Genomic DNA, 26,201 nt, shown 5'->3' with positions numbered 1-26,201 from the left:
TCAAAAGATAATGACATGGAGCAAAGGTAAGGTTTAAGGGGCGGCATTGTCCCGTTTATTTCCGAAATTAGCATACCTAAATCAAAACCATATGGCATCAATACTTATCAAATCTGCAACTATCGTTAATGAAGGGAAATTATTTAAGGGTGACCTCCTTATAAGAAGCGGAATCATTGAAAAGATTGCTGAACATATACATGACCCAGCAGACCAGGTTATTCATGCGGAAGGCTTACACCTTTTACCCGGTTGTATAGATGACCAGGTACATTTCCGGGAGCCAGGCTTGACGCATAAAGCGGATATCTTTACCGAAAGCAGGGCTGCGGTTGCAGGAGGCATAACCTCCTTCATGGAAATGCCGAACACGGTTCCGAATACGCTTACTCAGGAACTACTTGCAGACAAGTATGAAATTGCATCAAAAAAATCGGCTGCCAACTATTCCTTTTTTATGGGTGCAGGCAATGATAATCTGGATGAAGTTTTAAAAACTGACCCACGGACGGTATGCGGCATAAAGGTTTTCATGGGATCATCTACCGGGAATATGCTTGTTGATAATGAGAAAACATTGGAAGGCATATTTAGTAAAGCACCAATCCTTGTTGCAGTACATTGTGAAGATGAAGCAACAATTCGCGCTAATGCGGAGAGTTTCAAAGCTCTCTATGGCGACGAGCTCACACCAGAAATGCATCCACTAATACGTAGTGCTGATGCGTGTTACAAATCATCTTCTTTCGCGGTTCAACTCGCTAAAAAATACAATACAAGGCTTCACATCCTGCACATTTCCACAGCATTGGAAACACATCTCTTTGACAATTCAATTCCCCTGTCGAAAAAAAGAATTACCGCTGAAGCCTGTGTGCATCACCTATGGTTTTCCGACAAGGATTACCCTAAAAGGGGAAATTGGATTAAATGGAATCCTGCTATAAAATCCGGCGAAGACCGGCATGAAATATTGAATGCAGTTCTGGATGACAGGATTGATATTATCGCCACTGATCACGCTCCGCATACTATAGAAGAAAAGTCGCAGCCATACACAACAGCTCCTTCAGGCGGCCCTCTTGTTCAACATGCATTAATCGCGATGTTACAGCTTTTTGAACAGGGAAAGATTAGCCTGGAAAAGATAGTTGAGAAAATGGCTCATAATCCAGCAATTTGTTTTCAGATTGAAAAACGCGGTTTTTTGCGAGAAGGTTACTGGGCCGATCTTGTTTTAGTCGACCTTGCCAATCCCACCGAGGTAAACAGACAAAACGTTTTGTCTAAATGCGGTTGGAGCCCTTTTGAGGGATTAATTTTTAGTGCATCCATTCATACTACGATAGTTTCAGGACGGATAGCCTATCAAAATGGGCAGGTAGTTGAGGGGGGAGTGGGAGAACGACTGCTATTTGAAAGGTAATTAATTAGCAAATTTGAGAATTAGCAAATTAAGAAATTTCGAGAGCTGTTAATCAATGATAAATGTCGCCAGCATTTGCTAATTTTCAAATTTCCTAATTTGCTAATTACTATCTTATTGTAATAAAATACCCATTTCCTCCCTCTTCCTTCCCAGTTTCGCTAAACTGCTTACCTTTGCCCCTATTATGGCTACAGTTTCAATTAATCTCGCTACCGGTTCCGTTCAGAAAGAAGAAATTATTGTTGGAATAGATCTGGGTACAACAAACAGCCTTGTGGCTTTTATAGGGCCGGATGGGAATCCACAAGTAATTAACGATACTGGCAAGGGCGTCCTCGTGCCATCGGTGGTGCATTTTCAGGCAGAAGGTGGGGTAATTGTTGGTAACGAAGCGAAAGAATATTTGCTGTCAGATCCTCAAAACACGATATTCTCGGTCAAGCGACTTCTAGGGCGTTCGTTTCAGGACCTCGAGTCGCATAGCAGCCTCTTTTCATACAAAATAATAGATGATAATACTGAAAGCCTGGTAAAAATCAAGGCCGGCGGGAAATATTATACGCCCATTGAACTTTCGGGAATGATCTTGAAAGAATTAAAGGACCGTGCCGAACATGCCCTAAAAACTCCGGTTAATAGAGCTGTAATTACTGTGCCCGCTTATTTCAATGACAGTCAGAGACAGGCAACACGCGACGCTGGCAAACTTGCCGGCCTGGACGTTTTACGAATCGTAAATGAGCCAACTGCTGCCAGCCTTGCTTACGGAATTGGCCTTGACCCTGAAGAAGAAAAAACAATTGTTGTTTATGACCTGGGGGGTGGAACTTTTGATGTATCCGTTTTGAAGATCCAGAATGGGATATTTGAAGTATTATCAACTAATGGTGATACTTTTCTGGGCGGTGATGATTTTGACCAGGCGATAGTTAACTATTGGATTGAAGCGAACGAGCTAACCAATAACATTAATACTGACCTTCGGCAGGCCTTACGGCTTAAAGCCGAGGAAGCAAAAAAAGCATTAAGCACACAGAATATTTTTAATGATGCTGTGAATGGTATCCCCTGCGCGATCACCAAAATTAAATTCGAGGAACTTATAAAACCTAAAGTTGAACAGACTATTAAATTTTGCCTGAATGCATTGAATGACGCCGGTCTGACTATAGCAGATATTCAGGAAGTGGTCATGGTGGGCGGATCAACCCGAACACCTTTTGTAAAACGAACCGTTTCAGAATTCTTTGGGAAAGAAGTTCATGATAAAATAAACCCGGATGAAGTTGTGGCCCTTGGTGCGGCAATTCAATCAGATGTACTTGCCGGAAACCGGAAAGATATCTTGCTTCTGGACGTAACTCCCCTTTCCCTGGGAATTGAGACCATGGGCGGACTTATGGATGTTATTATCCCAAGGAACGCCAAAGTTCCCAGTAAAGCTGGAAGACAATATACCACCTCAATCGACGGACAGGCAAACATGAAAATTTCGGTTTACCAGGGAGAAAGGGACCTTGTGAAAGAAAACAGGAAACTAGCGGAGTTCGACCTAAAAGGGATCCCTGGAATGCCGGCAGGATTTCCAAAAGTGGATATTAATTTCCGTTTAAATGCCGATGGAATTCTAACGGTAGAAGCTGTAGAATTACGTTCGGGAGTCAAGCAGGAAGTGGAAGTAAAGCCTACATACGGTTTAACCGACCAGGAAGTTGAAAAAATGCTGATTGAGAGTATCCAGAATGCAAAAGAAGATGTGAGCCAAAGGATGCTCATCGAATCGCGCACTGAAGGTGAACAAATGCTATATACGGTAGAACGCTTTCTGGAGAAAAATAAAGAACAGGTATCGGAGCAGGAAGTTATTGACACCCGGGAACTATTATCCTCGCTAAGATCATCACTCAACTCAGGAAATAAAGATCTTATTCATAAAAACATTGATGAACTTAATGAGTTCACAAGACCATTTGCCGAACGATTAATGAATGTTGCAATTGGGAGCGCAATGAAAGGGAAATCTATTGAGTGATACGTGTTACGTTAGACGATATAAGTTAATGTGCATTTAGACTTAGAAGGTACTTATACAAAAAAGGCAAGGAGACCTAATGTCACCTTGCCTTTTAAATTAATAATTAGGTACGTCTGCAACGTAAACGATTTACGTATAACTACTTACTTGTTATCGTTGCCTTCCATAGCTTCACGTATGGTTTCTTGCTCACGTAACCCTTCAATATTATTCTTCTTTTCGTAATCGTTCTTAGTATCTTCAAAACTGCTTAGGATCTCTGCGATCTTATCAAGATTATCTGCTACATTCTGGTGCATCACAGGGAGAACTTTTTCAAGTGTTTTATTTCCGAGATCATAATTATCAATCTCTATTTTACCGATCTTTTGTACGATTGCAGTCTGGCTGTTTTTTAGATCTTCCAGTTCGTGCGTAATTTTTTCCATCAGATCAAATTTTTTCAGCTTATCCATATTGGTATTATTTGGTTCTCTATGGTAGAGCAATTATACTGCCAGCATTCGATACCCTATTTACTATTCCTTTACCTAAATATCCTTTTCCTTTAAACTACAACCTTAGTTTGAATCTTTTACATTTCTTATCTTCATTATAAAATATGAAAACGATACTTTTTATCATTTTTACTTTTGCATGCTTTCAGGCTCAGTCGCACATGACTATCTATACGATCGCTACTTTTTATGATCAGAAGTTAAAGGATAAACCCATGGCGTTAAAATATTATAAGCGCTATCTTGAAGCAAAACCTACCCAAGAACAGGAATCTTATGTGAGATATAGTAAGTTCAGGGTTGAGCAGTTGGGGAAATAATCACCTTATACTTCATGCTTCATAGCTCATTTCTAAACTAAACCCTACGATCGCCCAATTAATCGCGCGACATATTTCCCAATAATATCAAACTCGAGATTAACCGTATCGCCTTCTTTAAGATACTGCATGTTAGTATGTTCAAAAGTGTATGGAATAATCGCTACTGAGAACGAATTTTGTTGAGAGTTAACAACTGTCAGGCTGATTCCGTTTATACAGATGGAACCCTTTTCAACAGTTACATTTCCTAGTGCAGCATCGTACTGAAAAGTATATTCCCAGCTACCGGCAAGTTGCTTTACCAGAGTGCATTTCGCAGTTTGATCGACATGACCCTGAACAATGTGGCCATCAAGACGTCCGTTCATTTGCATACAGCGTTCAAGATTAATGAAATCGCCGACTTTAAGGCTCCCTAGATTTGATTTGAGCAAGGTTTCTTCTATAGCTGTAACCACATGGTGCCCGCCATTAAGGCTAACAACGGTTAAACAAACTCCGTTATGGGAGACAGATTGATCGATCTTAAGTTCCGTCGAAATCACCGATCTTAAAGTAAAATGGATGTTACCATTTTCGGATTTCAAATCCGTCAATTGTCCTATTGTCTCTATTATTCCGGTAAACATGGTATTGAAAATTTAATATTCTTTCCGGTTTTTCTTCCATGTGGAAGCGGAGTTTAGTTCAATTGGAACCTTATCAGACCCGGATTTCGTGCTCATGGAAATTGCCGCAATAATTGCCGCTATCATGGCTTCTTCCTCATCGACACTTCGCAAGTTGTCAGGAGTAAAATATTTACTTGCAAAATGAGTATCGAAATCGCCGGATACAAAAGCGGGGTGCTGCATTACATATTTACCAAAGGCGAGCGTGGTTTGAATTCCCGTTATGGTATATTCATCAATAGCCCTGATCATGCGCTCTATAGCCTCTGTCCGGTCCTTACCATGAGTAATAAGTTTAGCAATCATCGGGTCATAATAAATAGGTATCTCCATTCCCTGCTCGAAACCATCATCAACTCTCACGCCTGGTCCTTGTGGTGCTTTATAAGTTTGGAGAGTGCCGATATCAGGCAGGAAATTATTTGCAGGATCCTCAGCATAAACCCTGACTTCTATGGCATGGCCGTTTATTTCAAGATCCTCTTGCCTGAAGCTTAATTTTTCGCCACGGGCTATCCTGATCTGTTCTTTAACAAGGTCAATTCCGGTAATCATTTCAGTAACTGGATGCTCCACCTGTAAACGGGTATTCATTTCCAGAAAAAAGAAATCAAGGTTCTCATCCAGAATAAACTCTACTGTTCCGGCGCCAGTGTAATTACAAGAGCGGGCTGCATCGACAGCACTTTGACCCATTCTTTGGCGCAATTCAGGGCTTAGAACTGAGGACGGTGCCTCTTCCACCACTTTCTGGTGGCGCCTCTGAACTGAGCAATCCCTTTCAAACAAATGAACGATATTTCCATGGTTATCGCCAATCACCTGGATTTCTATATGTCGGGGGGAGGAAACATAACGCTCAATAAAAACAGACCCATCACCAAATGCCGAAGTAGCTTCCGATACTGCCAGATCCATCTGTTCAATGAAATCTTCAGCCCTTTCTACAATTCGCATCCCCTTTCCGCCGCCACCAGCGGCCGCTTTTATTAAAATAGGGAAACCGATTTCCAATGCCCGCTTCTGAGCAAGCGGAATATCATGTATAGCCTCTTCTGTACCGGGAACCATAGGAATATCATATTTCAAGGCAGCCGCTTTCGCAGATAGTTTATTTCCCATGATCTCCATTGCCTCGGGCGATGGTCCAATTAAGATCAACCCGGCTTCCTTAACCTGTCTTGCAAATGCAGCATTTTCTGACAGAAATCCATATCCAGGGTGGATACCATCGGCATCAGTAGCTTTACATGCCTTGATAATATTGTCGCCAACTAAATAGGATTGTGAAGAAGGCGCAGGGCCAATGCAAACCGCTTCGTCAGCGTAGCGTACGTGTAATGCGTTTCTATCGGCTTCAGAAAAAACAGCAACGGTTTTGATTCCCATTTCACGGGCTGAACGCATGATACGCAAAGCAATTTCGCCACGGTTTGCAACCAGGATCTTTTTCATTATTCTATAATTCTATTTCGGCCACCGGGCCCAATATCAGCTTTGTTCTTTCGGATCAAAAAAGCTCGCGGAAATTTCCATCAACAAATGTAATTCATTTTGCAGGGGTTAAATCCCGCAAAGGTTATAATTAATGGATCTTCTTCAAGGTCTGAACGGTATGCTCGAGCATAGAATCATTCAAATCAAGATGGGTTACAAACCGTATCATCTGTTTACCAAATGTGTTGCATTTAACTCCTGAATGAGCGAGTGTCTCCACAAATTCTTCAGACTGGTGATGCGAATCAAGTTCAAAGATTACGATGTTGGTATCAACCGGCATCACGCTCGTCACATATGAGAGACTTTTGAGGGTGTCTTCAAGTACTTTAGCTCGCTTATGATCCTCTTTTAACCGCTCGATGTTATTGTCAAGGGCATAAATTCCAGCCGCAGCAAGAAATCCGGCTTGCCGCCAGCCCCCTCCCAGTACCTTACGCACCCGCTTCGCCTTCTGTATTAACTCATTACTCCCCAGCAAGACCGACCCTACCGGTGCACCCAGACCCTTAGAAAGGCAAACTGAAATGCCATCAAACAAATCACCATAATCCTTCGGATCATCTTCTGTTTCAACCAGTGCATTGAATACACGGGCTCCGTCAAGATGAAGTGAAAGTCCTTTTAAGCGACAAAGGTGATAAATGGGTTCAATTTGATCTCTGGTATAATAACTTCCGCCCCCTCGATTTACCGTATTCTCAAGAACAACAAGGCTGCTCTTTGGATAGTGTATATTGTCAGGGTTGATATGAGGTTCGATAAGTTCGGGGTTTAGCCGACCCCTGTCGCCATATAATAAACGAACGGAGGCGGATGAATTAAAAGCAATGCCACCCCCTTCGTACCGATAAACATGTGCTGTTTCGTCGCATATAACCTCTTCTAAGGGGTTGGTAAAGCACTTAATAGCAATTTGATTGGTCATTGTGCCAGAAGGACAGAAAAGACCTGCTTCCATTCCAAAAATGTCAGCTGCTTTCCTTTCCAGGCTATTCACCGTTTCATCCTCTCCAAAAACATCATCCCCTACTTTTGCACTCATCATCGCATCAAGCATTCCGGCACCAGGGCGGGTAACGGTATCGCTCCGCAGATCAGCGATCATTCTTTTCTCATCCATGGTTAAAAATAGATTTTATCTCCTTTTATCGAGGCATTTTTTTGAAAAGAATTGGAAGAATAAGCATGGCATGTCTGGGGAACGCTTTCTTTAACGTAACAAAATCCCCGACAAAGGATTTTATTTTGCGTACTTTTCTAACTTTCGTACATTTAACTTTTTATAACCAAACTAAACTATGATCATAATTGCAGATGGAGGGTCGACTAAGACCAACTGGTGTTTATTGAATAAGGCTGGTCAGAAAATATACTTTAACACACAAGGTTACAACCCTTACTTTGTAGACACTGAGTATATTACGGAGTCATTAAAAGCTGACCTCCCCTCCGATCTCGAGCTTGAGGAGATCACCGAAGTTAATTATTACGGAGCGGGATGTTCAACGGAGGATAAAGTAAAGATTGTTGCTGACGCGATAAAAAACGTTTTCACAAACGCAGACGTCAATGTGGGTCATGATTTGCTAGCAGCGGCGAGAGCATTGTTAGGCCTGGATACGGGCTTTGCAGCAATACTTGGAACCGGAACGAACACGGGTATTTACGATGGCAAGGATATTATTCATAATATCGATTCTGCTGCCTATATCCTGGGCGACGAGGGCAGCGGATGTTATATTGGCAAAAAACTTCTTACCGATTACCTGCGGGGTTACATGCCTGAGGTGGTTCGTCAACGATTTTGGGATACCTATGGACTTACCGTGGATGAGGTGACAGATAATGTTTACACCAAACCGCTTGCAAATCGCTTTTGCGCCAGTTTTAGTAAATTCGTCTACGATAATAACGTTCATGCTGAATATTCAAGAAATATCGTGAAAACTTCATTTGTAGACTTCTTTGAAAATTTGGTTAGCCACTATCCAAATTACAAAGACTATACGTTCAACTGTATCGGTTCGGTAGGCTACAACTTTAGAAATGTACTTGAAGAAACTGCTTTGGAATATGGCATGAAAGTAGGGCAAATCATACGGTCTCCTATAGACGATCTGGTTCGCTATCACGTTGAACTGGCTCCCAAAGGAAAGTAAATTAGAAAATTTGGGAAATTAGCAAATTAGCAAATGGAACGTCCCGCTAATTTGCTAATTTATTCATTTGCAAATTCTCTAATTTCTGATGCTTATTTTCCAAAAGAAAGCTCTTTCTGAAATAACTTAGCGTATTTTCTTTTGTCGAATTTATAAAGTTTTGCAGCGCGATAGGATACGCCTTTTTGTTTCTCATCAAGTTCTTTTAAGATCCCGTAGTTCAACATTTTCTTGCGAAAATTGCGCTTATCTAATTTTGTATTTAGTATTACCTCGTATAGATGCTGTAATTGGGTTAAGGTAAACTTCTCTGGCAGCAATTCGAATGCAATAGGCTGGTAGCTAATCTTATTCCTGATTTTATCGAACGCACGGTTGAAGATTTTATCGTGATCAAATGCAAGCTGAGGTAAATCTCGAAGTGGTATCCATACCGCTTTTTTCGCGTAGTTTGTTATTGGAACGGGCTTCAATTCTCTGTTGCCGCTAAGCCTGATCATAGCATAATAGCCTACCGTTATTACCCTGCCCTGGGGATGCCTTTTAACATCTCCGAACGTGAAAAACTGATCCATATATATTCCCTTAAGGCCGGTCAGTTCATACAATATCCGTTCAGCTGCATTATCAAGGCTTTCTTCCAATTCAACCATGTATCCAGGCAATGCCCACCAATCTCTAAAAGGTTCAACATTGCGCTCAATTAGCAGGATTTTTAGCTCACCCTCATCGAAACCGAAAATAACGCAGTCAATTGAAAATACAGAATCAAATTTGGGCAGGGTAGCTTCCACAAGTGTCAATTTATTTTAAAACTAAATATAGAATGATTAACAGGAAACGATGAAAAAATATGGGAAAAATTACTTAGTGTAAAAATTACACATTATCTTCGTTCAAGTTAATAAGAATTTTAGTTTGTCCAAGATAAAAAAAATAGGTGTTTTCACATCAGGCGGTGATTCACCGGGAATGAATGCCTGTATACGGGCGGTTGTCAGAACCGCAATATTTGAAGGATTAGAGGTAGTCGGGATTCGTCAGGGTTACCAGGGAATGTTAGATCGCAATTTTTGGGATATGACTGCCCGGGACGTTGGAAACATAATCCACTTAGGGGGAACGATACTTAAAACGGCCCGATGTCTGGAATTCAAAACGCCAGAAGGCATGAGCCGGGCCTATGAAAACCTCAAGTCACATGGGATCGACGCACTAGTAGCCATTGGTGGTGATGGTACCGCAACGGGTGCGAACCTGCTGTCCAAAAAATTCGGAATGCCCGTAATGTGTATCCCGGGAACAATTGATAATGATCTTTACGGCTCGGATTTTACTTTGGGATTTGATACAGCTACTAACACTGTAATAGAAGCTATTGATAAAATCCGGGACACTGCAGCGTCTCATAACAGACTGTTTTTTATAGAGGTAATGGGCCGTGATTCTGGATGTATAGCTTTACGTGCGGGTATTGCGGGTGGCGCAGAAGCTGTTTTACTTCCTGAAAGAGACACCGCTATAATGGAACTTATCGAAAAACTTTCAGACCAGGCTAACAACAAAAAAACTTCCATTATTGTTATTGTAGCGGAAGGCGATAAAAATGGCGGGGCCTATCATGTTGCAGAGCGGGTGAAAGAAAAATTTGACTTTTACGATAGTAAAGTCACTATATTAGGGCATTTACAGAGGGGTGGTAGTCCGAGCAGTTTTGACCGTGTTTTAGCCAGCCGCCTCGGTTTTGCCGCGGTTAAAGGTCTACTGAAGGGAAAAGATCGTCAAATGGTTGGTCTCCGCGGTAATGTTATAGTACTTACCCCATTAGAAGAAGCATTGAACCATCCTTACTTTAAACTTGAGGAAGATCTGCTTGAAATGATAAATGTTTTGTCAATATAGTTATTATGATTGCGGTAGTTTATAGCGGTTCAAGATTTGCAGACTGGAAACTTGCAGAAAAAGGAAAAATCGTTTCTGAATTTAAAACCCAGGGTATCAACCCATTTTTCAATGATGAGTCGTCTATAAATCAACTGCTTAATAAAAATGTTCAACTTATAAACAACGCTGAAAAGATTAAATGGGTATACTTTTTCGGGGCGGGTGCATCCTCTCCCGAACGTCAGCAGGTTGTTTCAGATGCATTTGGATCGTTTTTCAGATTTAGCCGGATAGTTGTTGATCACGATTTGAAAGCAGCTGGACTTGCGGCCTGTGGGGATGAGCCCTGCATATTAGGTATTTTAGGCAGCGGGTCGAATGCAGCATATTTTGACGGTAAAAAAGTTCATACCAATAATTACGGTCTGGGATATATACTGGGTGATGAGGGGTCTGCAAATTGGTTGGGGGTAAATTTATTAAAGTCGTTTCTGAACGATAAGTTCCCTGCTGACTTCAGAAAATTGTTTCAAAAGAAATATGACCTCGATCGGACACAAATCCTTGATAAAGTTTACAGACAGCCGCAACCGGCCTTATTTTTGAGCTATTTCGCTGATTTCTTAATGGAACACCGAAATGAACCTTTTGTAAAACAACTGGTAATTCGCGGGTTTGATATCTACATAAACACATATATCATTCCTTTAAAGAGAACTTATCCAGACGCGCCCGTTCATATGGTGGGAACGATTGCTTCAGGGTTTCATGACTATTTAAATGAAGCTGCATTGAACAATGGGTTAACAATCGGTTCAGTAATTAAAGAACCGATATATAACTTATTAAAGTATTACTCTAACAAAAATTAAAACTGAATCTGAATTCGCGTGGTAGGCATGCGGATATTTATCGCAAACAGATTCGCATCAATTAAATTAAAATAAGCATAACATGAAAATTGGAATTAATGGATTTGGCCGGATTGGCCGTTTAGCTTTCAGAGCTGCAATTGAACGTGACGGTGTAGATGTCGTGGGCATTAACGACCTTGTTGAACCGGACTACATGGCGTACATGTTGCGTTATGATTCGACGCATGGAAAATTCAACGGCACCATTGAAGTAAAAGACGGGAATCTTGTTGTCAACGGTAAAACCATTCGGGTGACTGCTGAAAAAGATCCTGCAAACTTGAAATGGAATGAAGTCGGCGCAGAGGTAATCATTGAATCTACCGGTTTATTTTTAACACTGGCTGATGCTCAAAAACATATCGATGCGGGAGCTAAGAAAGTTGTCCTTTCGGCACCGGCTAAAGATGACACCCCTACTTTTGTAATGGGGGTTAATCACAAAGACCTGAAAGCAAACCAAAACATAGTTTCAAATGCTTCCTGTACTACAAACTGTCTTGCTCCACTGGCCAAAGTACTTCATGATAAATTTGGTATTTTAGAGGGATTGATGACTACAGTGCACGCGGTTACAGCAACTCAGAAAACCGTTGATAGCCCGTCTGCTAAAGACTGGAGAGGCGGTAGAGGTGCCTACCAGAACATTATTCCATCTTCAACTGGTGCGGCTAAGGCTGTAACCCTGGTTATTCCTGACTTAAAAGGAAAACTAACCGGAATGTCATTCCGTGTTCCGACCGCAGACGTGTCTGTAGTTGACCTGACTGTTCGTCTTGAAAAAGGGGCCACCTATGAGCAAATCAAGCAAGCAATGAAAGACGCATCTGAAGGTGAACTTAAAGGGATTCTTGGATATACTGAAGATGATGTTGTTTCAACGGATTTCCTTGGAGATGCACGCACGTCCATTTTCGATGCTAAAGCAGGGATCGCATTAAATGATAACTTCGTAAAAGTAGTTGCATGGTACGATAACGAATGGGGCTATTCTAATAAACTTATTGATCTTGTCCAACACGTAGGATCAATTAAGTAATATTTTCAAGATATATACTAACCGGAGCCCTGCCTTATTTATAGGGCAGGGCTTTTTAAGTATCAAGAATAAAGTAGCAAGATCAGGGAAGGAACATCTAACAAAAAATTGAGGTTCCCCCATAGCTGATAGCGGGACCACATTTTGGTACTTGACACCTGCTACTTGATACAAAAAACTAATAAAATGAAGAAAATCTCCTGGGGAATAATCGGCTGTGGCGATGTCACTGAAGTGAAAAGCGGTCCGGCCTTTAACCTTGTAGCTAACTCAGAATTAGTAGCGGTCATGAGACGTGATGAAAATAAGGCCGAAGATTATGCCAGACGGCACGGCATATTAAAATGGTATACTGATGCGGGAGAGCTTATCAATGACCCGGAAGTCAATGCGATCTACATAGCCACACCCCCGGCTTATCATGAAGCGTACACACTTCAGGCTTTCGAAGCCGGAAAGGCGGTGTACGTCGAAAAGCCAATGGCCCTGGATTCTATCGAAGCCGCGCGAATGAGCAAAGCAGCGGAGAAAAATGAGGTTAAAATAAGCGTAGCTCACTACCGGCGTGCACAGCCCCGGTTTATAAAAATATTGGAATTAATCAAAGAAAAGGTCGTTGGTGATATCCTATCAGTAAACTTACAATTTCGGCAGGCCTATCTGCCGGGCACCGAAAATACCTGGCGTACAAATCCGGCCATTTCGGGAGGAGGTTTGTTTCATGATCTTGCGCCGCATCAATTAGACCTGATGTTGTATTTCTTTGGCCCTCCCCTGGAAATTAGCGGCAGTTCTATCAATCGGGCTAATCTATACGAAGCAGATGATTATGCCAATGCAGAGATACTATTTTCTAAAAACATCCTGTTCAAGGGAGTCTGGGACTTTAACGCCCGGCTAGAAGATGAAAAAGATATATGTCAAATTGAAGGGAGCAAAGGACTAATCCGCTTTGCTGTATTTGGTAGTTTATGCGAAGTGGTGATAAATGGTCAGAGTAAACTCCTGGAATTCGATGAGCTAAAACACGTTCAACAACCCATGATAGAACAGGTGGTAAAATACTTCCTCGATGAAGTTATAAACCCATGCCCCGGCGGTGATGGGGTTGAAGTGATGAGAATGATAGATAGAATTTGTGGGAAGGGTTAGTAAATTAGTGAATTAGCAAATGGGTTCGTTTGATTAACCATTTGCTAATTTCTTATTTTCCTAATTTGTTAATTTAAGCACCAAGCCTCCCAACGGGGGCAGATTCATCAATCCGGATTGCTCTTTACCATGCCAGAATATCTGCTCAGAAATAACAGAGGTATGTTTAATTAAGTCGCTTCCGTAGAACTTCAAATTGTCGGAATTGAGGATTATCTCCCACTTACCTTCTGCAGGTAAACCAATACGCCAGGAATCACGGGGAACGGGTGTCAGGTTTAGTATTACTATAAGATCATCCGCACTGTTATTGCCTTTTCTGGAGTAAACAAGAACCGAATTCTCTGCATCACCGCCTTCGATCCATTCGAAACCAGCGCTTTCAAAGCTTTTTTCATATAGAGCCGGTTGCGAGGTATACAAATGGTTCAATGCTTTCACCATTTCTTTAACACCCTGGTGCGGCGCATATTCTAAAAGGTGCCAGTCAAGTGAGTGATTAAAATCCCATTCCCTGCTTTGGCCTATCTCATTTCCCATAAACAGACACTTGGTTCCGGGATGAGTAAACATATACAAAAACAGTAACCTCAAATTGGCAAACTTCTGCCATTCATCGCCCGGCATTCTGTTCAAAAGTGATCCTTTTCCGTGGACCACTTCATCATGTGAAAATGGCAGCATAAAGTTTTCAGTAAAGGCATATTCTGTACTGAAAGTAATTCGGTTATGGTTGTATTTACGGTGAACCGGATCCTTAGAGAAATACTCTAATGTATCATTCATCCATCCCATCATCCATTTCATGCCGAAACCTAATCCGCCAGCATATGTCGGCTTGCTTACCCCCGGAAAGGCTGTCGACTCTTCGGCAATCGTCTGAACATCGGGGAAGCTGGAATAAACTGCTTCATTAAACTCCTTTAGAAAACTTATGGCTTCCAGATTTTCATTTCCCCCAAATTCGTTTGGTATCCATTCGCCCGCTTCACGCGAATAATCGAGATATAACATGGAAGCAACGGCATCGACCCGCAATCCATCTGCATGGTATCTGTCAAGCCAGAAAATGGCGTTGCTGATTAGAAAAGATTTGACTTCGTTCCGTCCATAGTTGAAAATATAAGATTTCCAGTCGGGATGGAAACCTTTTTTCATATCAGCATGTTCATAGAGGTGTGTACCGTCGAACCGGTAAAGCCCATGCTCATCTCCAGGAAAGTGAGAAGGAACCCAATCCAGTATTAAGCCAATATCATTCCTATGTAATTCATCAATCAGGAACATAAAATCCTGAGGTGTGCCAAATCGGGAAGTAGCCGCAAAATAGCCCGTGATCTGATATCCCCAGGAGGGATAAAAAGGGTGCTCGGCCATAGGAAGGAACTCCACATGGGTAAAACCCATTTCCTTAATATATGGAATAAGCTGGGCGGCCATTTGCCGGTAGGTTAAAAAATCTCCTGGCGATTCCCGGTTTCTGGCCCATGAACCAAAATGCATTTCGTAAACGGAAAAAGGCTTATTCAAGGCATTTTTTTGATACCTTGATTTCATCCACTCCTGATCTTTCCACTCATACCAGGTATCCCATACTATTGAAGCAGTGGAAGGTGGCTCCTCCCAGCGTAAAGCAAAGGGATCTGCCTTCTCTAAGGATTCGCCCGTGTTCGAGCTAATATAATATTTATAGACTTCGCCGGTTCCTATAACTGGAATAAATGTTTCCCATATTCCGGATCCGTCCCATCTAACTTGCATTGGATGGGATGACTTATTCCATCCATTAAAATTACCTTCTACTGTTACTAATTTGGCGTTCGGAGCCCAAACAGCAAAATAGGTTCCCTTAACGCCGTCATGTGTCACCACATGAGAGCCTAGTTTTTCATACAATCTATAATGCCGGCCCGCCCGGAACAAACTGATATCGAAATCAGAAAAGCGGGAATACCAGCCTGATGTTGTTGGAGGCTGAAGCGGTAAAGAGGATGAGAGTGCTTTATCTTTTTTTACCATAATACGATATCACAGGTATAGTCAATTGCAGTAATTGAATATACCTGTTTAAAACAAAGTTTAGGCAAGAATCTCTATTAGCTTGAAATTCTTATTGGATTTTATTCTAACACGTTTAAGATCATCGAAGCTTAGATCGCCGGAATATTCCCTACCATCAATTAAAACTTTCGTTGGAGTAAAAGGAAGACCAATGATTTTGAGATCATACGTTTCATAACGAGGCGTGTAAAGCCCCTCAATTGACTGCGTTAATGTCAAAGAAATCGCATCGCCTTTTACTACGTATTTTTTCTCCAGATAAATATCCTGTTCGAATGCAAAAGTGTCATCGTGATCTTCGTAATAAAATGAGTTTGCTTCGTAATCAGAGTAATAAACCTGGAACATCAACTCATCAACTTCAAACTCGCCTACGTGCTGCATTAGTGGAGACTCAGGAATAACAGATCCTGCCTTAACGAATATCGGCATAGAATCAATCGGCGCATCTACGAAATGCTCAGTTCCGCCCAAAAGCATGTCATGCGTCCAGTAATCGAACCATTTACCTGCTGGCAGATAGATATTACGGTGTCTTGCACCATCGTCTGTCACAGGTGCTACTAATATTTTGTCGCCGAATGTAAAAACATCCTGAATTCCATGGGTTAACTTATTTCCTTGTTCGTGCATCACCAAAGGGCGAAGGATAGGGAAATTATGTTTGTGATGTTCCCAGAACACGGAGTAGATATACGGCATTAAACGGTATCGGAGGCCGATGAATTTTCTATTTATCTCTTCAAACTCTGGCCCGAAACTCCAGGGCTCCCGCTCAGCAGTATCGCCGGCAGAATGTGCCCGCATAAATGGTGAAAATACCCCCATCTGGATCCACCTTGCAAACAGCTCTCCGTTCGGTTCCCCACTGAATCCGCCAATATCAGTTCCACAAAAAGAAATACCAGACATCGATAGACGCTGCAATTGGACGATACCAATTTTCAAGTGCTCCCAGGAGGCAACGTTGTCTCCCGTCCAGACTGAAGCGTATCGTTGCACGCCTGAGTAACCGGCCCTTGTTATAGTAAACGGACGTTTATTCTTCTGTAATTTTTTAAGCCCGTCGTAGGTTGCCCTTACCATTTGCATCCCATACACGTTGTGTGCCTTGCGGTGGGAACCGTGAAACCCATCGTAATTATGTCTTACGTCATGTGGAAAAGTTCCGGCACCGAAAACGGCTGGCTCATTCATGTCATTCCAGACTCCAGCAACTCCAGCATCAACTAACTCTTTGAAAAGACCTCCCCACCAGGTTCGCACCTTAGGGTTGGTAAAATCAGGAAACTGGCATCTTCCAGGCCAGACGTGCCCTTCCATAAAGTAGTCGTCGCACCGTCTGCAGAAGTAGTTATTTTGCTTGCCTTCTTTAAAAACACTGTAATTTTCGTCGACACGAATTCCAGGGTCAATAATTACAACTGTTTTGAATCCGTCATCTGAAAGCTCTTTTATCATTCCAGCCGGATCAGGGAAGTATTTCCTGTTCCAGGTGAAGCAACGGTATCCATCCATATAATCAATATCCAGATAGATCGCATCGCAAGGAATTTTACGTTCTCTAAAGTTACGAGCAATGTCTTTAACTTTCTTTTCAGGGAAGTAACTCCAGCGGCATTGATGGAAACCCAACGTCCATTTCGCGGGCATTTGATGAGTTCCGGTAAGGGTGTGATATCGTTTCACCACATCCATTATATGCGGGCCATGGATGTAATAATATTGAAGTTCCCCTCCGTCCGCCCAAAAGCTAATCTTATCACTTTCTTCCTGTGCAAAATCAAACTGGCTTTTAAAGGTATTGTCAAAGAAGATTCCATAACTCTGACCTTCTTTTATCCCTATATAAAACGGTATTGTACGGTAAAGAGGTTGCTCTCCTTTACCAAAAGAATAAGCATCTGTATTCCAGTTTACGAATCGGTGTCCTCTAAGGTTAAGGTCACTCGATTTATCGCCAAGGCCATAGAAGGCCTCGTCCGGGTGGCATTTTTTTGTAGCGTAAACGTAGTACCCTCCGAAGTCGGTGTTTTCTTCCCAATGCATAGGTTCAAGGTCCTCGTTCATCACATTTCCCTGAATATCCTCAAATGAGATTTTGAAATCGTTCTTTCGGATAACACAGGCCACCGAATTGGTTTCAACCCGGTAAGTTTCCGCTTCATCTTCAAGCTTAAAAACGGTCACTCTATGATCTGTAGATTCAACCGCGTATGAAAACTCCTCCAGAAAAACACTTTGAGGCGCCAGACGCACTCTTATGATCTGATCACTTATAACCCTGACTTCAACTTTTGAATTGCCATCAGAAAAGTAAAATTTATTACCATCCTGTGAATATTCAGTAACTGCAGTAAGATACTTTTTGACAATCGGCTCGAGCCCCACAACCGGATTATTAACGTGTTGCATATCACTTTCCAAATCATTGATATCCAATTCCGTCACTATCGGGTCTTTACTTACTTCCATTTTTCAATTTTAATTTTTAAATCAGCCAGAGAGAATTTATTACACAAGCTTCAAGCTGATCTCTTGTGCGTTTGAGTCAAAGATTATGACGCCAGCAAAATAACAGTTTGTATACATACTAAGAAATAAAAGTCTCTTTTAATATTAAATAGCAAGTCCCGTTCCAAATGAAGGAAACGGGACTTATTATTTTAGTTTAACCTGCTTAATGCCAGATTGTTTCAGGTATTATTGATTAAATGTAAACCCTACATAATACATACCACCCATAAGTGGATTACCATAAGATGTAATATAGTATTTATTTAAAAGGTCGGACGCGCCTAATTTAATTACAGATTTTACACTTGGTATTTTTAAATTCACCTGTGCATCCACTGTTCCAAAAGCAGGAACATCGCCTGAGGCAAAAGATGAATTCCAGTAGAATGTATCCTGCCAGCGGTAAGAAATGTTAAATCCAACATTTTTGACAACCTCCCGGTTATTTAATCCAATATTATAGCGGATTGTTGGAGTATTAAAGTCGTTGATATAGGTAACCGGAATATCGTCCAGTTTATTATAAGAAACATTTCCGCTAAGATTATACGTTCCCATCATATAATCAACTCCGAGTGCAGATCCATAGGAGCTAACTTCACCTGCGGCATTTACCGGAACCCCGAATCTGGTGAAGGCATTGTTAACGTTTTGATAAACATCGACTGCGGTGATGAAATCTTTATACTGGTTATAATATCCATAAGCATCTATAAGTACCTTGGAACCTAAAAGTCCTCTGTAACCGAGTTCATATGCCTTTACACTTTCAGGCCTTACACCTTCCGTGTCAAATGAATACGTTTTTAATAAAGTAGGATTTGGAGCACCTGCAGAAGCTGAAGCAACGAATGCCCTGTAGCTAACGTCGGTAAAAGGCTTATTGGTGTACAAGTTGTATTTTGATATACTTTCAGGCAAACCGCCAATTAAGCGTGTCGCTCCTCCAAGTACAGAAAGGTCAATATATTGATTTTGTGTTGTTGGGTTACGAAAGCCTGTTTGGTAAGATGCGCGAATATTATTGTTTGGAGCAACGGTAAAGACTCCGGTAACTCTTGGAGTGAAACGCCCTTCAAAATTCATGCTCTTATCATAACGTCCGGAAAGCGTCAGCTTAAACAAATCACTGAACTTTTTACCAGCCTGGACAAATGCACCATATTCATTAATGTCAATTTCTCTGTTTAAATCATCGAAAATTGTACCTGCTGAGTTCAAGTCATATATACGGTATGAAGCTCCAACCTGAAGCTCTAATTTATCCTGAAGTGCGTTGGTGAAATTATACATTCCCTCATAATGCCAAAGGTTTGATTTGTCAGCAAATTTCGCCCCTGCGCCTGAACTAATTGTTGAGTTCATGATTTTTTCTTTCGCAGCATTAAATTGAGCTGAGCCTACTTGATAACGGCCGACGTCAGCAGCACTACGAGCAAGGCCATGAGCCTGAGCATCCGGTGCACCTGCCGCACGAGCTCCAACATAATTTCCTACATACTGCGGAAACCAGGTAGAATTCCCTTTTGATGTTTCATTAATATATACCCCGAGGATTGAAGAAATATAAGAATCTCCTGAGTTTTCCTGTGTAGTATAACCGCGAAGCATGAAATCCTGACCTTTCAACTCAAGTTTATATTGTCCGATACTGAAATTCCTCAATGAGTAGCGATCAGAGCCTGTGTAAACCGAAGTACCAGTTCCCCAGTTAACCTGTGCGACCGCTTCAACTGTATTGCTTAATTTATAATGAAGGGAGTTTGATGTTTTGAACGATTTTGCATCATAATCAACAAGATCCTTTTCAAGATACCCCGTCCTGGATACCGACTGATCAGGAATCAAGCCTGCGCGTAGTCCGATATTAAAAGGGATGGCATTTTGAATTGTAGGTCTTAAAGCTGCCGGAAACGCCCCCAAAAATGCTCCAATTTGAGCAGGAGTAGCGGTCACAGGCAAAGATGCCGTTATCGCCGCATTGATGTCTGGAATAAGTCCGCCAGTCGCCGCTCTTACACCAAGAGTAGTTGCATTCAGGACGCTATTTGCAACATTGCGCATATTTACATTCACCTCGTCACCATACACATTTATTCCGTCGTAATTTGGGTCTGTAGCCCTAGTTCCAGCTTTCGCACTACGGGAATTCCGGTCAAAATTCGTGTAATTATTTGCTTGCCAGTCGTCGGCGGTTAATAAAGATACGGTTGACTTAACCGCGAACTTATTCCATGCTTTTGCAAACCTCACCCCAGCTTCCTGAAACGGACGTACACCTTGGTTTGGATCATTGACATGGTTTATCCCGGTTTTTAGCTGGAAGCTCACACCTTGGGACGAATAAGGGCTTTTAGATGTCAAAAGCATAGTACCATTAATTCCACCCGCTCCGTAAAGTGCTGATGAAGCTCCCGGCAGGAGCTCTACATTATCAAGATCAAGCTCACTCATTCCGATAATATTACCCACCGCGAAATTCAAGCCAGGAGCCTGATTATCCATCCCATCGACGTATTGGTTGAAACGTGTATTTCCATTCGAGTTGAATCCACGGGTATTCACAGATTTGAATGTTAAACTTTGAGCACTTAACTCAACACCTTTTAGATTGGTCAATGCATCATAAAAAGATGGCGAAGCTGTTTCTCTAATTGCAGCCTGCCCCAAGCGTTCAATAGATACTGGTGACTCCAGTATTCTTTCCGGAGTCCGTGAAGCCGCCACAACTACCTCTTGTCCCATTATTGCCTGAGCTTCGATTGAAATTAATAGTCCAGTCGTAGCTCCGCTAACAGTTTGCTCAACAGTTTTATAGCCAATATAACTAATCACCAGTGTGAAAGGTGTCCGTACAGAACTCGATAATGTAAATTGCCCGCTTTCGTTAGTTGAGGTACTATTAGTGGTTCCTTTAACCGTGACCGTAACTCCAGGAAGGGTTTCCCTTGTAAGGTTATCTGTAACTGTGCCCGAAATGGTGGTATTTTGAGCGAATACCATGCTTGTACTCGCTGCAAGTACAGCCAATATGCAAGCTAAACGAGTAAAAATTTTATTCATAATTCTGGGATTAGATTGGGTTAATTTAATTGCATTATAAACATAAGTAGAATAATGAATTCTAACAAGCAATCAGTTAATTTTTTTTATGCTTGCATAGTAAAATTTCCATTTTCCGTGCTTCTAAGTTAATAATTTGGAAAATTGGCGGATCAATTTCCACCATCCGTTTTCGCTCTGTCAACAGCAATATTTCCAATTTTTCTGCCAGCAATAAGGCCCTGTTCGCAATCGGATCGGTAATGAATTCCTCCGTACATCCGTGAATTGGAGGCTTCAAGAGCCATGGCGTCAAATTGTGCACTTTTTCCCGGTACCAGATAACCTAAAATCGCTGCAGCCGCACCACTAAATGTTGAGTGCCCTGAGGTATAAGCAGGGAAATTCGGTACTCCTGTTAATGTTTTAATTGCAGGTCCTAATTGCGATGGACGAGGATTAAAATAGAAGAATTTTGTATTCCAGCAGACAATCGCCGCATCCATCATAGCTGCATTTAGTAAAGCATAATTTCGTGCCCACCGTACTTCGCTCATCTTACTCTTTACAAATTCTTCGGTACCAATTGCATTCCAATGTCCCGGAGGCGTGTAAGTTCCCACACCGTCGGCCCAGAAATTAACGATCCGTGTATTCTCCTTAGTAGGATTTTGAGTGAATTTCAATATTTCTTCGATTTCTAAACGCATTTTATCGCTATTAACGGATGGTGGTGGCATTGCTCTTAGACTGGGTATTAAAGATGGCGCAAAAAGAACAGGCTTTACATTTCCAAAAAGACAGATCATTGGAGGCCTGGCCGGAGCTTCAAGAGACATCCATGGGGTTTCTCCTCTGGCTTTACAGTCATCTTCCAGTTGTTGCCATATCGCAGCGTTACCACCAGCTGCACCCATGCCATCAGCCCTGGCCTGTTGCACAACTTTCCGGGCCACCCAACGGCCTAATGAATCTCCTGCAACAATGTCGCTTTTAACATTAGCGCCGCTCCACAATCTGTAATTCTTCTCTTCTTCCGCTTTTCGGGTCACATAAGCGATATCAGCAGGAAATAATAATTTCATTAACTCAAAAGTTGCCCCCGAAATCACCGCGTCTTCTGAGGGATATGAAGGCAAGTCACTTTTAGGAATGGAGACTTGAATTCCGCTATCCACCTTATATGGTGCGGGGCGATTGAACTGCGCCTTGAATTTCCAGGCCATAATTAATGCATCATATTGGGCGATGCTCAAATAGGCATAGGCACGCGCGGCGTACGGTGGGTTTGAGAAAGGAAATATAGGGTAAGAAAAAGGATTAGATGCGCTGGGAGCAGGATATGTTCCATCGTTATTTTGGTAGGGAGGCAGATTATGTTTGGCTACAAGCTCTCTCATAATTTCGTTCCATCGCAAAACACTGCCTGCTTTCCAATAGTTTATTGCCTCTTTCTGTTCATTCGTGAGGTTTGCGGTAATAGTTTTTAGTTCCTTCAACTCATTTTGATAAGCAGGGGAGCTAACCGCTTCGGGTACCGGTATTAGATAGTCAGCGGAGGTCCCAGCGAAAAATAGTTTCCAATCTCCTGCTTTCATATCTAAGTTTACCGGATCCAGTGCCTGATAATTCTCATTGATTTCAATAATATCTTTGTTGCAGGATACCAGGCTTAAACCCGAGCAAAATAATATATATAGGTATATTTTTTTCATGGCGTTGCAGTTTGAGTAGTTTTAGATTTAAGATTGATCGTATAAAGGAAGCCAGCACTGTAACCAGTAGCCTGACCTATATTCCTGCCACTGAGAGTGTGGGCCACGGTGGCATTAAAACCTAAAGCATTATTGAGATAATATTTAGCCTCCAGCCCAGCGCTGTTACTGTTCATCTTATTGCTTACAAAGGGCATGTCGTTTTTCCGGATATCAAAGCCGCCGAAAGTGGTCATGTTTACCAGGAAGGCTTCAGCTATAAGCTTCTTCCCTCTATAGCCTGTCCTTAACTGGAAATTTCCGGCATCCGGCATTTGTACTTCATAAGAATTGATCAGCCGGTCGGTAAAATAAGCAGGACGGTCAAGTTCAACATTGCTTCGGTGCATGTACCCGGCTGAGATAGTACTAAAAAACTTGTTTCTTTGAACATCAAAAATAATTCGGGCACTTAATACCTTCCCACCTAAACCGATAGCCATAGGCTGCAGATCAATATTATAGTCGTTCGAGGGTGTGGTGAGACTACCGACCCCAAAAACTGAAATTTTTTGCTTGCCAAGCTGCCTTCTTAAAGGCCTCCACTTCACATAAAATCCCAAGTCCTGTAAGCCCTGGACACCTGCCAAAGTACCTTTAGACGCTTTGGTGGACACATAAGGTAAAGACGTCAAAATGTTTAAGTTTTTGCTGACACCGTAATTAAGCATCAGCATGCCATAGGTATTGGAAAGGCGACCGATATTTTCATTGTCCCTTTTAAATTCCCCTTCCCAGTAATTTGTCCAGCTGGTATAACCACCCATCCCCGCCACACATAAATTGCGATGTCCCATCATCAGTGCGTCCTGATCAGTCTGGGCATTAGAAAACAATGGGATACCTGAGAAAATCAACAAGATCATTCCCAAAATAAATTGTTCGTAAAAATTTTTCATTATCACTTTTGCTTAGTATTAATAAACACTTATTAAAAAATAATAAAATGTATTTTTTCTTCAGTCTGCTTAGAATTATTTTAGCAATCTGCTTTTCCGCTTTACCACTTGAATGGATATCAGAAACAAAATTCCGCCGCAAGTTCTTGATGAGCCTGCTTCCGGAAACTAATTAAGATTATGGTGTGAATTAAAAAACACACCAGCAATCCTAAAGAGATAGTGGTTCCTGCAAAATGAAACTTAAGGGAAAGGATAAGAAAGCTTATTAGGCTGAAGGCAACAAGTAAATGGGGGGCCTTTCTAATTTAGCATGGTAGGAAGATGTTTTTAAATCCCGAATTAAGGACAAGGACCCAAATATTTTTAAAGGATAGAATGCTATTAAAGAAACTTCAGACTTTTGGTAATATTCCTCCTTAGTATGTTTAATTTCCTGTTTCCTTGAATTATCAGTATCCAGATCATTTACTTTTTTGAAGTATTCACTGCTATTGTTTTCAATAACAGATTTTTCCTGATATTTTACGCAAAGCAGTATTAAAGTATCACGAAGCACTTTTCGCTTAACATACTTATACGTCGTATTTTTATAGGTCATCTCCCCCTCAACGGATTCATAATGCTTCCAGTCTGTGTGGTAGGGCAATCTTAAGGGAATTTTAACAGTGAAAAGACTTTCATCCGATTCATGAAGAACGTCAATCTTCGCCTGAATACGGGAATCAGCTTCTGTTAACTGGTAATAGAAAAATAGCTTATATCCTATTATATTAAACAGGAAAAAACTTAACAATAATATAGATATCGCCTTTTTCAATTATTAAACAATATACAAATTTTTTAAAAATCAACTGCCTGCATCATTTGTATCAATTGATTTTATGTGAGACACGTGGATTACGGGTTTTCAGAGTTGTGGTTACTAAAGTGCCAACCTGTTTGCCTTCTACACTACCGTTAATGATTGCTGGCTTAAAGTGTATACCGCCATATAATCGGCTGATTGCAGCCTCGTCGGCAGCATGCTGAAAAGATTTAAAATTACGGCTTGGCAAGCCGTACTTAGTTTCCGTAGAATCTATAAAAGAAAAAGAATCTCCGTAAACGGAGGTTAACGTAATAGCTGCGGCATTGGAAACGACACTGTGCCCACTCGGATATTCCGGAAAAGGAGGTGTTTGAAGAAGGGGCTGCCAATTTTCATCGATGGCTGAATTGATAATTGTTTCAGGTCGTATTACAGCGCTACGGTATTTTTCGTCCCAGCAACTGATAAAACCATCTGCCAAGGAGATTGAAACCAGCATATAGGTTTCTACCGTTTTCATCAAATCTGCTTTTGCTTTTTTAGATGCCACACCTGCTATATTCATCCAGTGGCCGCCAGGGCTGATTTTTTTTGAGGCATACATAACATGTCCTGTCTGATGCATTACAAATGGATTGCAGTCCCAAAAACTCGCGATGGCTTTTTGCTCTTCGGTAAGGTTTTTCGTGGCCTCATACACTTCCATGACCTCTTTATAAAATTTACTGCCTTTTTCCATGCTAAAACTGGTGGCAACCGGCGGCTTGAACTGACTGGAGGTATCCAAAACGAAAGGTCGTATTTTGTACCAGTTCGGTTCAACAGCGTCCATATACGCCGGTGGAGTAGGTTTCCATTTCGCTGGATCTTTTGTTACGGTATAACGAAACCCGCGTGTCTCCTTGTAGCCATCTTTACCTGCCCATTCCAATATTTTAGTTGCAACAGATGCACCATATTGAATCGATCGATCATAAACATCATCAGAAATGCCCATGTCTTTATATTGCTGATAAATTACCGGCTCAAATTCATCAATCATATCCCCTGAAAACGTAAGCGTCCGGCCAACTGCAAGAAAGGCATGCACACTGGCCAGCGGAAAACAATACTCCTGCCCGATCTCAGGTTTGGGCAAGCTGTCTAATCCATTCAACTGTCCACTCAAAGAACGGTAATTCGAATACAGCGGCAATAATGCTTCATAAGCCGCAATGCTGGTATATGCATAGATACGGCTGGCCACCGGCGGAGAAAAAATATCATGCACCATGACATCCGTTAGTTTTCCCATCGCATTATGAATAAATGCTGTGTTGCGAGTGTCCTTTTTTTCTACCCGCTTTTGGCATCCTCCAAATAATAGAATATTTATTAACAGAACTGTAATGTAAGGGAACTTGAACTTCATCTTTTTTTTATTAGAGCACTGCACCTATATTATTGTGAGATTCAATATTAAACATGCTACTACATGCAATTTACGATTTCGTCAAAAATTATCAGAATATAAT

Annotated in this window: 20 protein-coding genes; 8 read left to right on the top strand and 12 right to left on the bottom strand. The window is 41.5% G+C overall.

What is annotated here, in order from left to right; all coding sequences use genetic code 11:
- The first annotated feature begins 91 nt into the window (after window positions 1-91).
- Both WBJ10_RS10930 and hscA read left to right on the top strand, forming a co-directional pair.
- Window positions 92-1,426: a dihydroorotase gene (locus tag WBJ10_RS10930; RefSeq protein WP_424290211.1), complete on the top strand. Its 1,335-nt coding sequence runs from the start codon at window positions 92-94 to the stop codon at window positions 1,424-1,426.
- A gap of 187 nt (window positions 1,427-1,613) precedes the next feature.
- Window positions 1,614-3,461 (top strand): Fe-S protein assembly chaperone HscA, encoded by a 1,848-nt coding sequence (hscA, locus tag WBJ10_RS10925; RefSeq protein ID WP_424290209.1) that lies wholly within the window; start codon window positions 1,614-1,616, stop codon window positions 3,459-3,461.
- A gap of 146 nt (window positions 3,462-3,607) precedes the next feature.
- On the opposite strand, the gene WBJ10_RS10920 is transcribed toward hscA, so the two are convergent.
- Complete coding sequence (locus tag WBJ10_RS10920; protein WP_424290207.1) at window positions 3,608-3,919, bottom strand: hypothetical protein; 312 nt, start codon at window positions 3,917-3,919, stop codon at window positions 3,608-3,610.
- A 146-nt stretch (window positions 3,920-4,065) separates the two neighbouring features.
- Between WBJ10_RS10920 and WBJ10_RS10915 the strand changes: the two genes are divergently transcribed.
- Window positions 4,066-4,281, top strand: coding sequence for a hypothetical protein (locus WBJ10_RS10915; protein ID WP_424290205.1), 216 nt, complete (start codon window positions 4,066-4,068; stop codon window positions 4,279-4,281).
- Between the two features lie 44 nt (window positions 4,282-4,325).
- On the opposite strand, the gene WBJ10_RS10910 is transcribed toward WBJ10_RS10915, so the two are convergent.
- From WBJ10_RS10910 to WBJ10_RS10900, 3 genes are all read right to left on the bottom strand, one after another.
- Window positions 4,326-4,913 (bottom strand): riboflavin synthase, encoded by a 588-nt coding sequence (locus WBJ10_RS10910; protein WP_424290204.1) that lies wholly within the window; start codon window positions 4,911-4,913, stop codon window positions 4,326-4,328.
- A gap of 12 nt (window positions 4,914-4,925) precedes the next feature.
- On the bottom strand, window positions 4,926-6,410 hold the full coding sequence (gene accC / locus WBJ10_RS10905) for an acetyl-CoA carboxylase biotin carboxylase subunit (protein ID WP_424290202.1): 1,485 nt from the start codon (window positions 6,408-6,410) through the stop codon (window positions 4,926-4,928).
- Between the two features lie 130 nt (window positions 6,411-6,540).
- A complete protein-coding gene (locus tag WBJ10_RS10900) occupies window positions 6,541-7,575 on the bottom strand; it encodes a threonine aldolase family protein (protein WP_424290200.1) in 1,035 nt (344 codons plus the stop codon).
- Between the two features lie 178 nt (window positions 7,576-7,753).
- Between WBJ10_RS10900 and WBJ10_RS10895 the strand changes: the two genes are divergently transcribed.
- Window positions 7,754-8,614 carry an N-acetylglucosamine kinase gene (locus tag WBJ10_RS10895; RefSeq protein WP_424290198.1) on the top strand — a complete coding sequence of 287 codons (861 nt, stop codon included), beginning with the start codon at window positions 7,754-7,756 and terminating at the stop codon, window positions 8,612-8,614.
- A 92-nt stretch (window positions 8,615-8,706) separates the two neighbouring features.
- On the opposite strand, the gene WBJ10_RS10890 is transcribed toward WBJ10_RS10895, so the two are convergent.
- The gene (locus tag WBJ10_RS10890) at window positions 8,707-9,408 is read right to left on the bottom strand and encodes an NUDIX hydrolase (protein ID WP_424290196.1); all 702 of its coding nucleotides are present in this window, start codon (window positions 9,406-9,408) and stop codon (window positions 8,707-8,709) included.
- Between the two features lie 124 nt (window positions 9,409-9,532).
- On the opposite strand from WBJ10_RS10890, the gene pfkA reads away from it, so the two are divergent.
- From pfkA to WBJ10_RS10870, 4 genes are all read left to right on the top strand, one after another.
- Window positions 9,533-10,516 (top strand): 6-phosphofructokinase, encoded by a 984-nt coding sequence (gene pfkA, locus WBJ10_RS10885; protein ID WP_424290194.1) that lies wholly within the window; start codon window positions 9,533-9,535, stop codon window positions 10,514-10,516.
- 5 nt (window positions 10,517-10,521) lie between these two features.
- Entirely contained in the window at window positions 10,522-11,370 is an 849-nt protein-coding gene (locus WBJ10_RS10880) for a hypothetical protein (protein WP_424290192.1), read from the top strand.
- A gap of 82 nt (window positions 11,371-11,452) precedes the next feature.
- A complete protein-coding gene (gap, locus tag WBJ10_RS10875) occupies window positions 11,453-12,451 on the top strand; it encodes a type I glyceraldehyde-3-phosphate dehydrogenase (protein WP_424290190.1) in 999 nt (332 codons plus the stop codon).
- A gap of 186 nt (window positions 12,452-12,637) precedes the next feature.
- Window positions 12,638-13,603, top strand: coding sequence for a Gfo/Idh/MocA family protein (locus tag WBJ10_RS10870; RefSeq protein WP_424290188.1), 966 nt, complete (start codon window positions 12,638-12,640; stop codon window positions 13,601-13,603).
- 60 nt (window positions 13,604-13,663) lie between these two features.
- On the opposite strand, the gene glgB is transcribed toward WBJ10_RS10870, so the two are convergent.
- From glgB to WBJ10_RS10835, 7 genes are all read right to left on the bottom strand, one after another.
- On the bottom strand, window positions 13,664-15,622 hold the full coding sequence (gene glgB, locus WBJ10_RS10865; protein ID WP_424290186.1) for a 1,4-alpha-glucan branching protein GlgB: 1,959 nt from the start codon (window positions 15,620-15,622) through the stop codon (window positions 13,664-13,666).
- A gap of 60 nt (window positions 15,623-15,682) precedes the next feature.
- The gene (locus tag WBJ10_RS10860; protein ID WP_424290184.1) at window positions 15,683-18,139 is read right to left on the bottom strand and encodes a glycoside hydrolase family 31 protein; all 2,457 of its coding nucleotides are present in this window, start codon (window positions 18,137-18,139) and stop codon (window positions 15,683-15,685) included.
- 228 nt (window positions 18,140-18,367) lie between these two features.
- On the bottom strand, window positions 18,368-21,244 hold the full coding sequence (locus WBJ10_RS10855) for a TonB-dependent receptor domain-containing protein (RefSeq protein WP_424290182.1): 2,877 nt from the start codon (window positions 21,242-21,244) through the stop codon (window positions 18,368-18,370).
- A 152-nt stretch (window positions 21,245-21,396) separates the two neighbouring features.
- Window positions 21,397-22,938 (bottom strand): phosphatase PAP2 family protein, encoded by a 1,542-nt coding sequence (locus tag WBJ10_RS10850; RefSeq protein ID WP_424290180.1) that lies wholly within the window; start codon window positions 22,936-22,938, stop codon window positions 21,397-21,399.
- The gene (locus tag WBJ10_RS10845) at window positions 22,935-23,876 is read right to left on the bottom strand and encodes a hypothetical protein (protein WP_424290178.1); all 942 of its coding nucleotides are present in this window, start codon (window positions 23,874-23,876) and stop codon (window positions 22,935-22,937) included. The genes WBJ10_RS10850 and WBJ10_RS10845 overlap by 4 nt, the downstream gene beginning before the upstream one ends.
- A gap of 268 nt (window positions 23,877-24,144) precedes the next feature.
- A complete protein-coding gene (locus WBJ10_RS10840) occupies window positions 24,145-24,696 on the bottom strand; it encodes a hypothetical protein (protein WP_424290176.1) in 552 nt (183 codons plus the stop codon).
- 52 nt (window positions 24,697-24,748) lie between these two features.
- Window positions 24,749-26,098 carry a vanadium-dependent haloperoxidase gene (locus tag WBJ10_RS10835; protein ID WP_424290174.1) on the bottom strand — a complete coding sequence of 450 codons (1,350 nt, stop codon included), beginning with the start codon at window positions 26,096-26,098 and terminating at the stop codon, window positions 24,749-24,751.
- Window positions 26,099-26,201 lie beyond the last annotated feature (103 nt).

Origin of the sequence: Daejeonella sp., from assembly GCF_049655485.1 — a bacterium.
Classification (GTDB): Bacteria; Bacteroidota; Bacteroidia; order Sphingobacteriales; family Sphingobacteriaceae; genus Daejeonella.
Note: the sequence above shows the minus strand (reverse complement) of the source record. Positions and strands in the feature narration are given on the sequence as shown.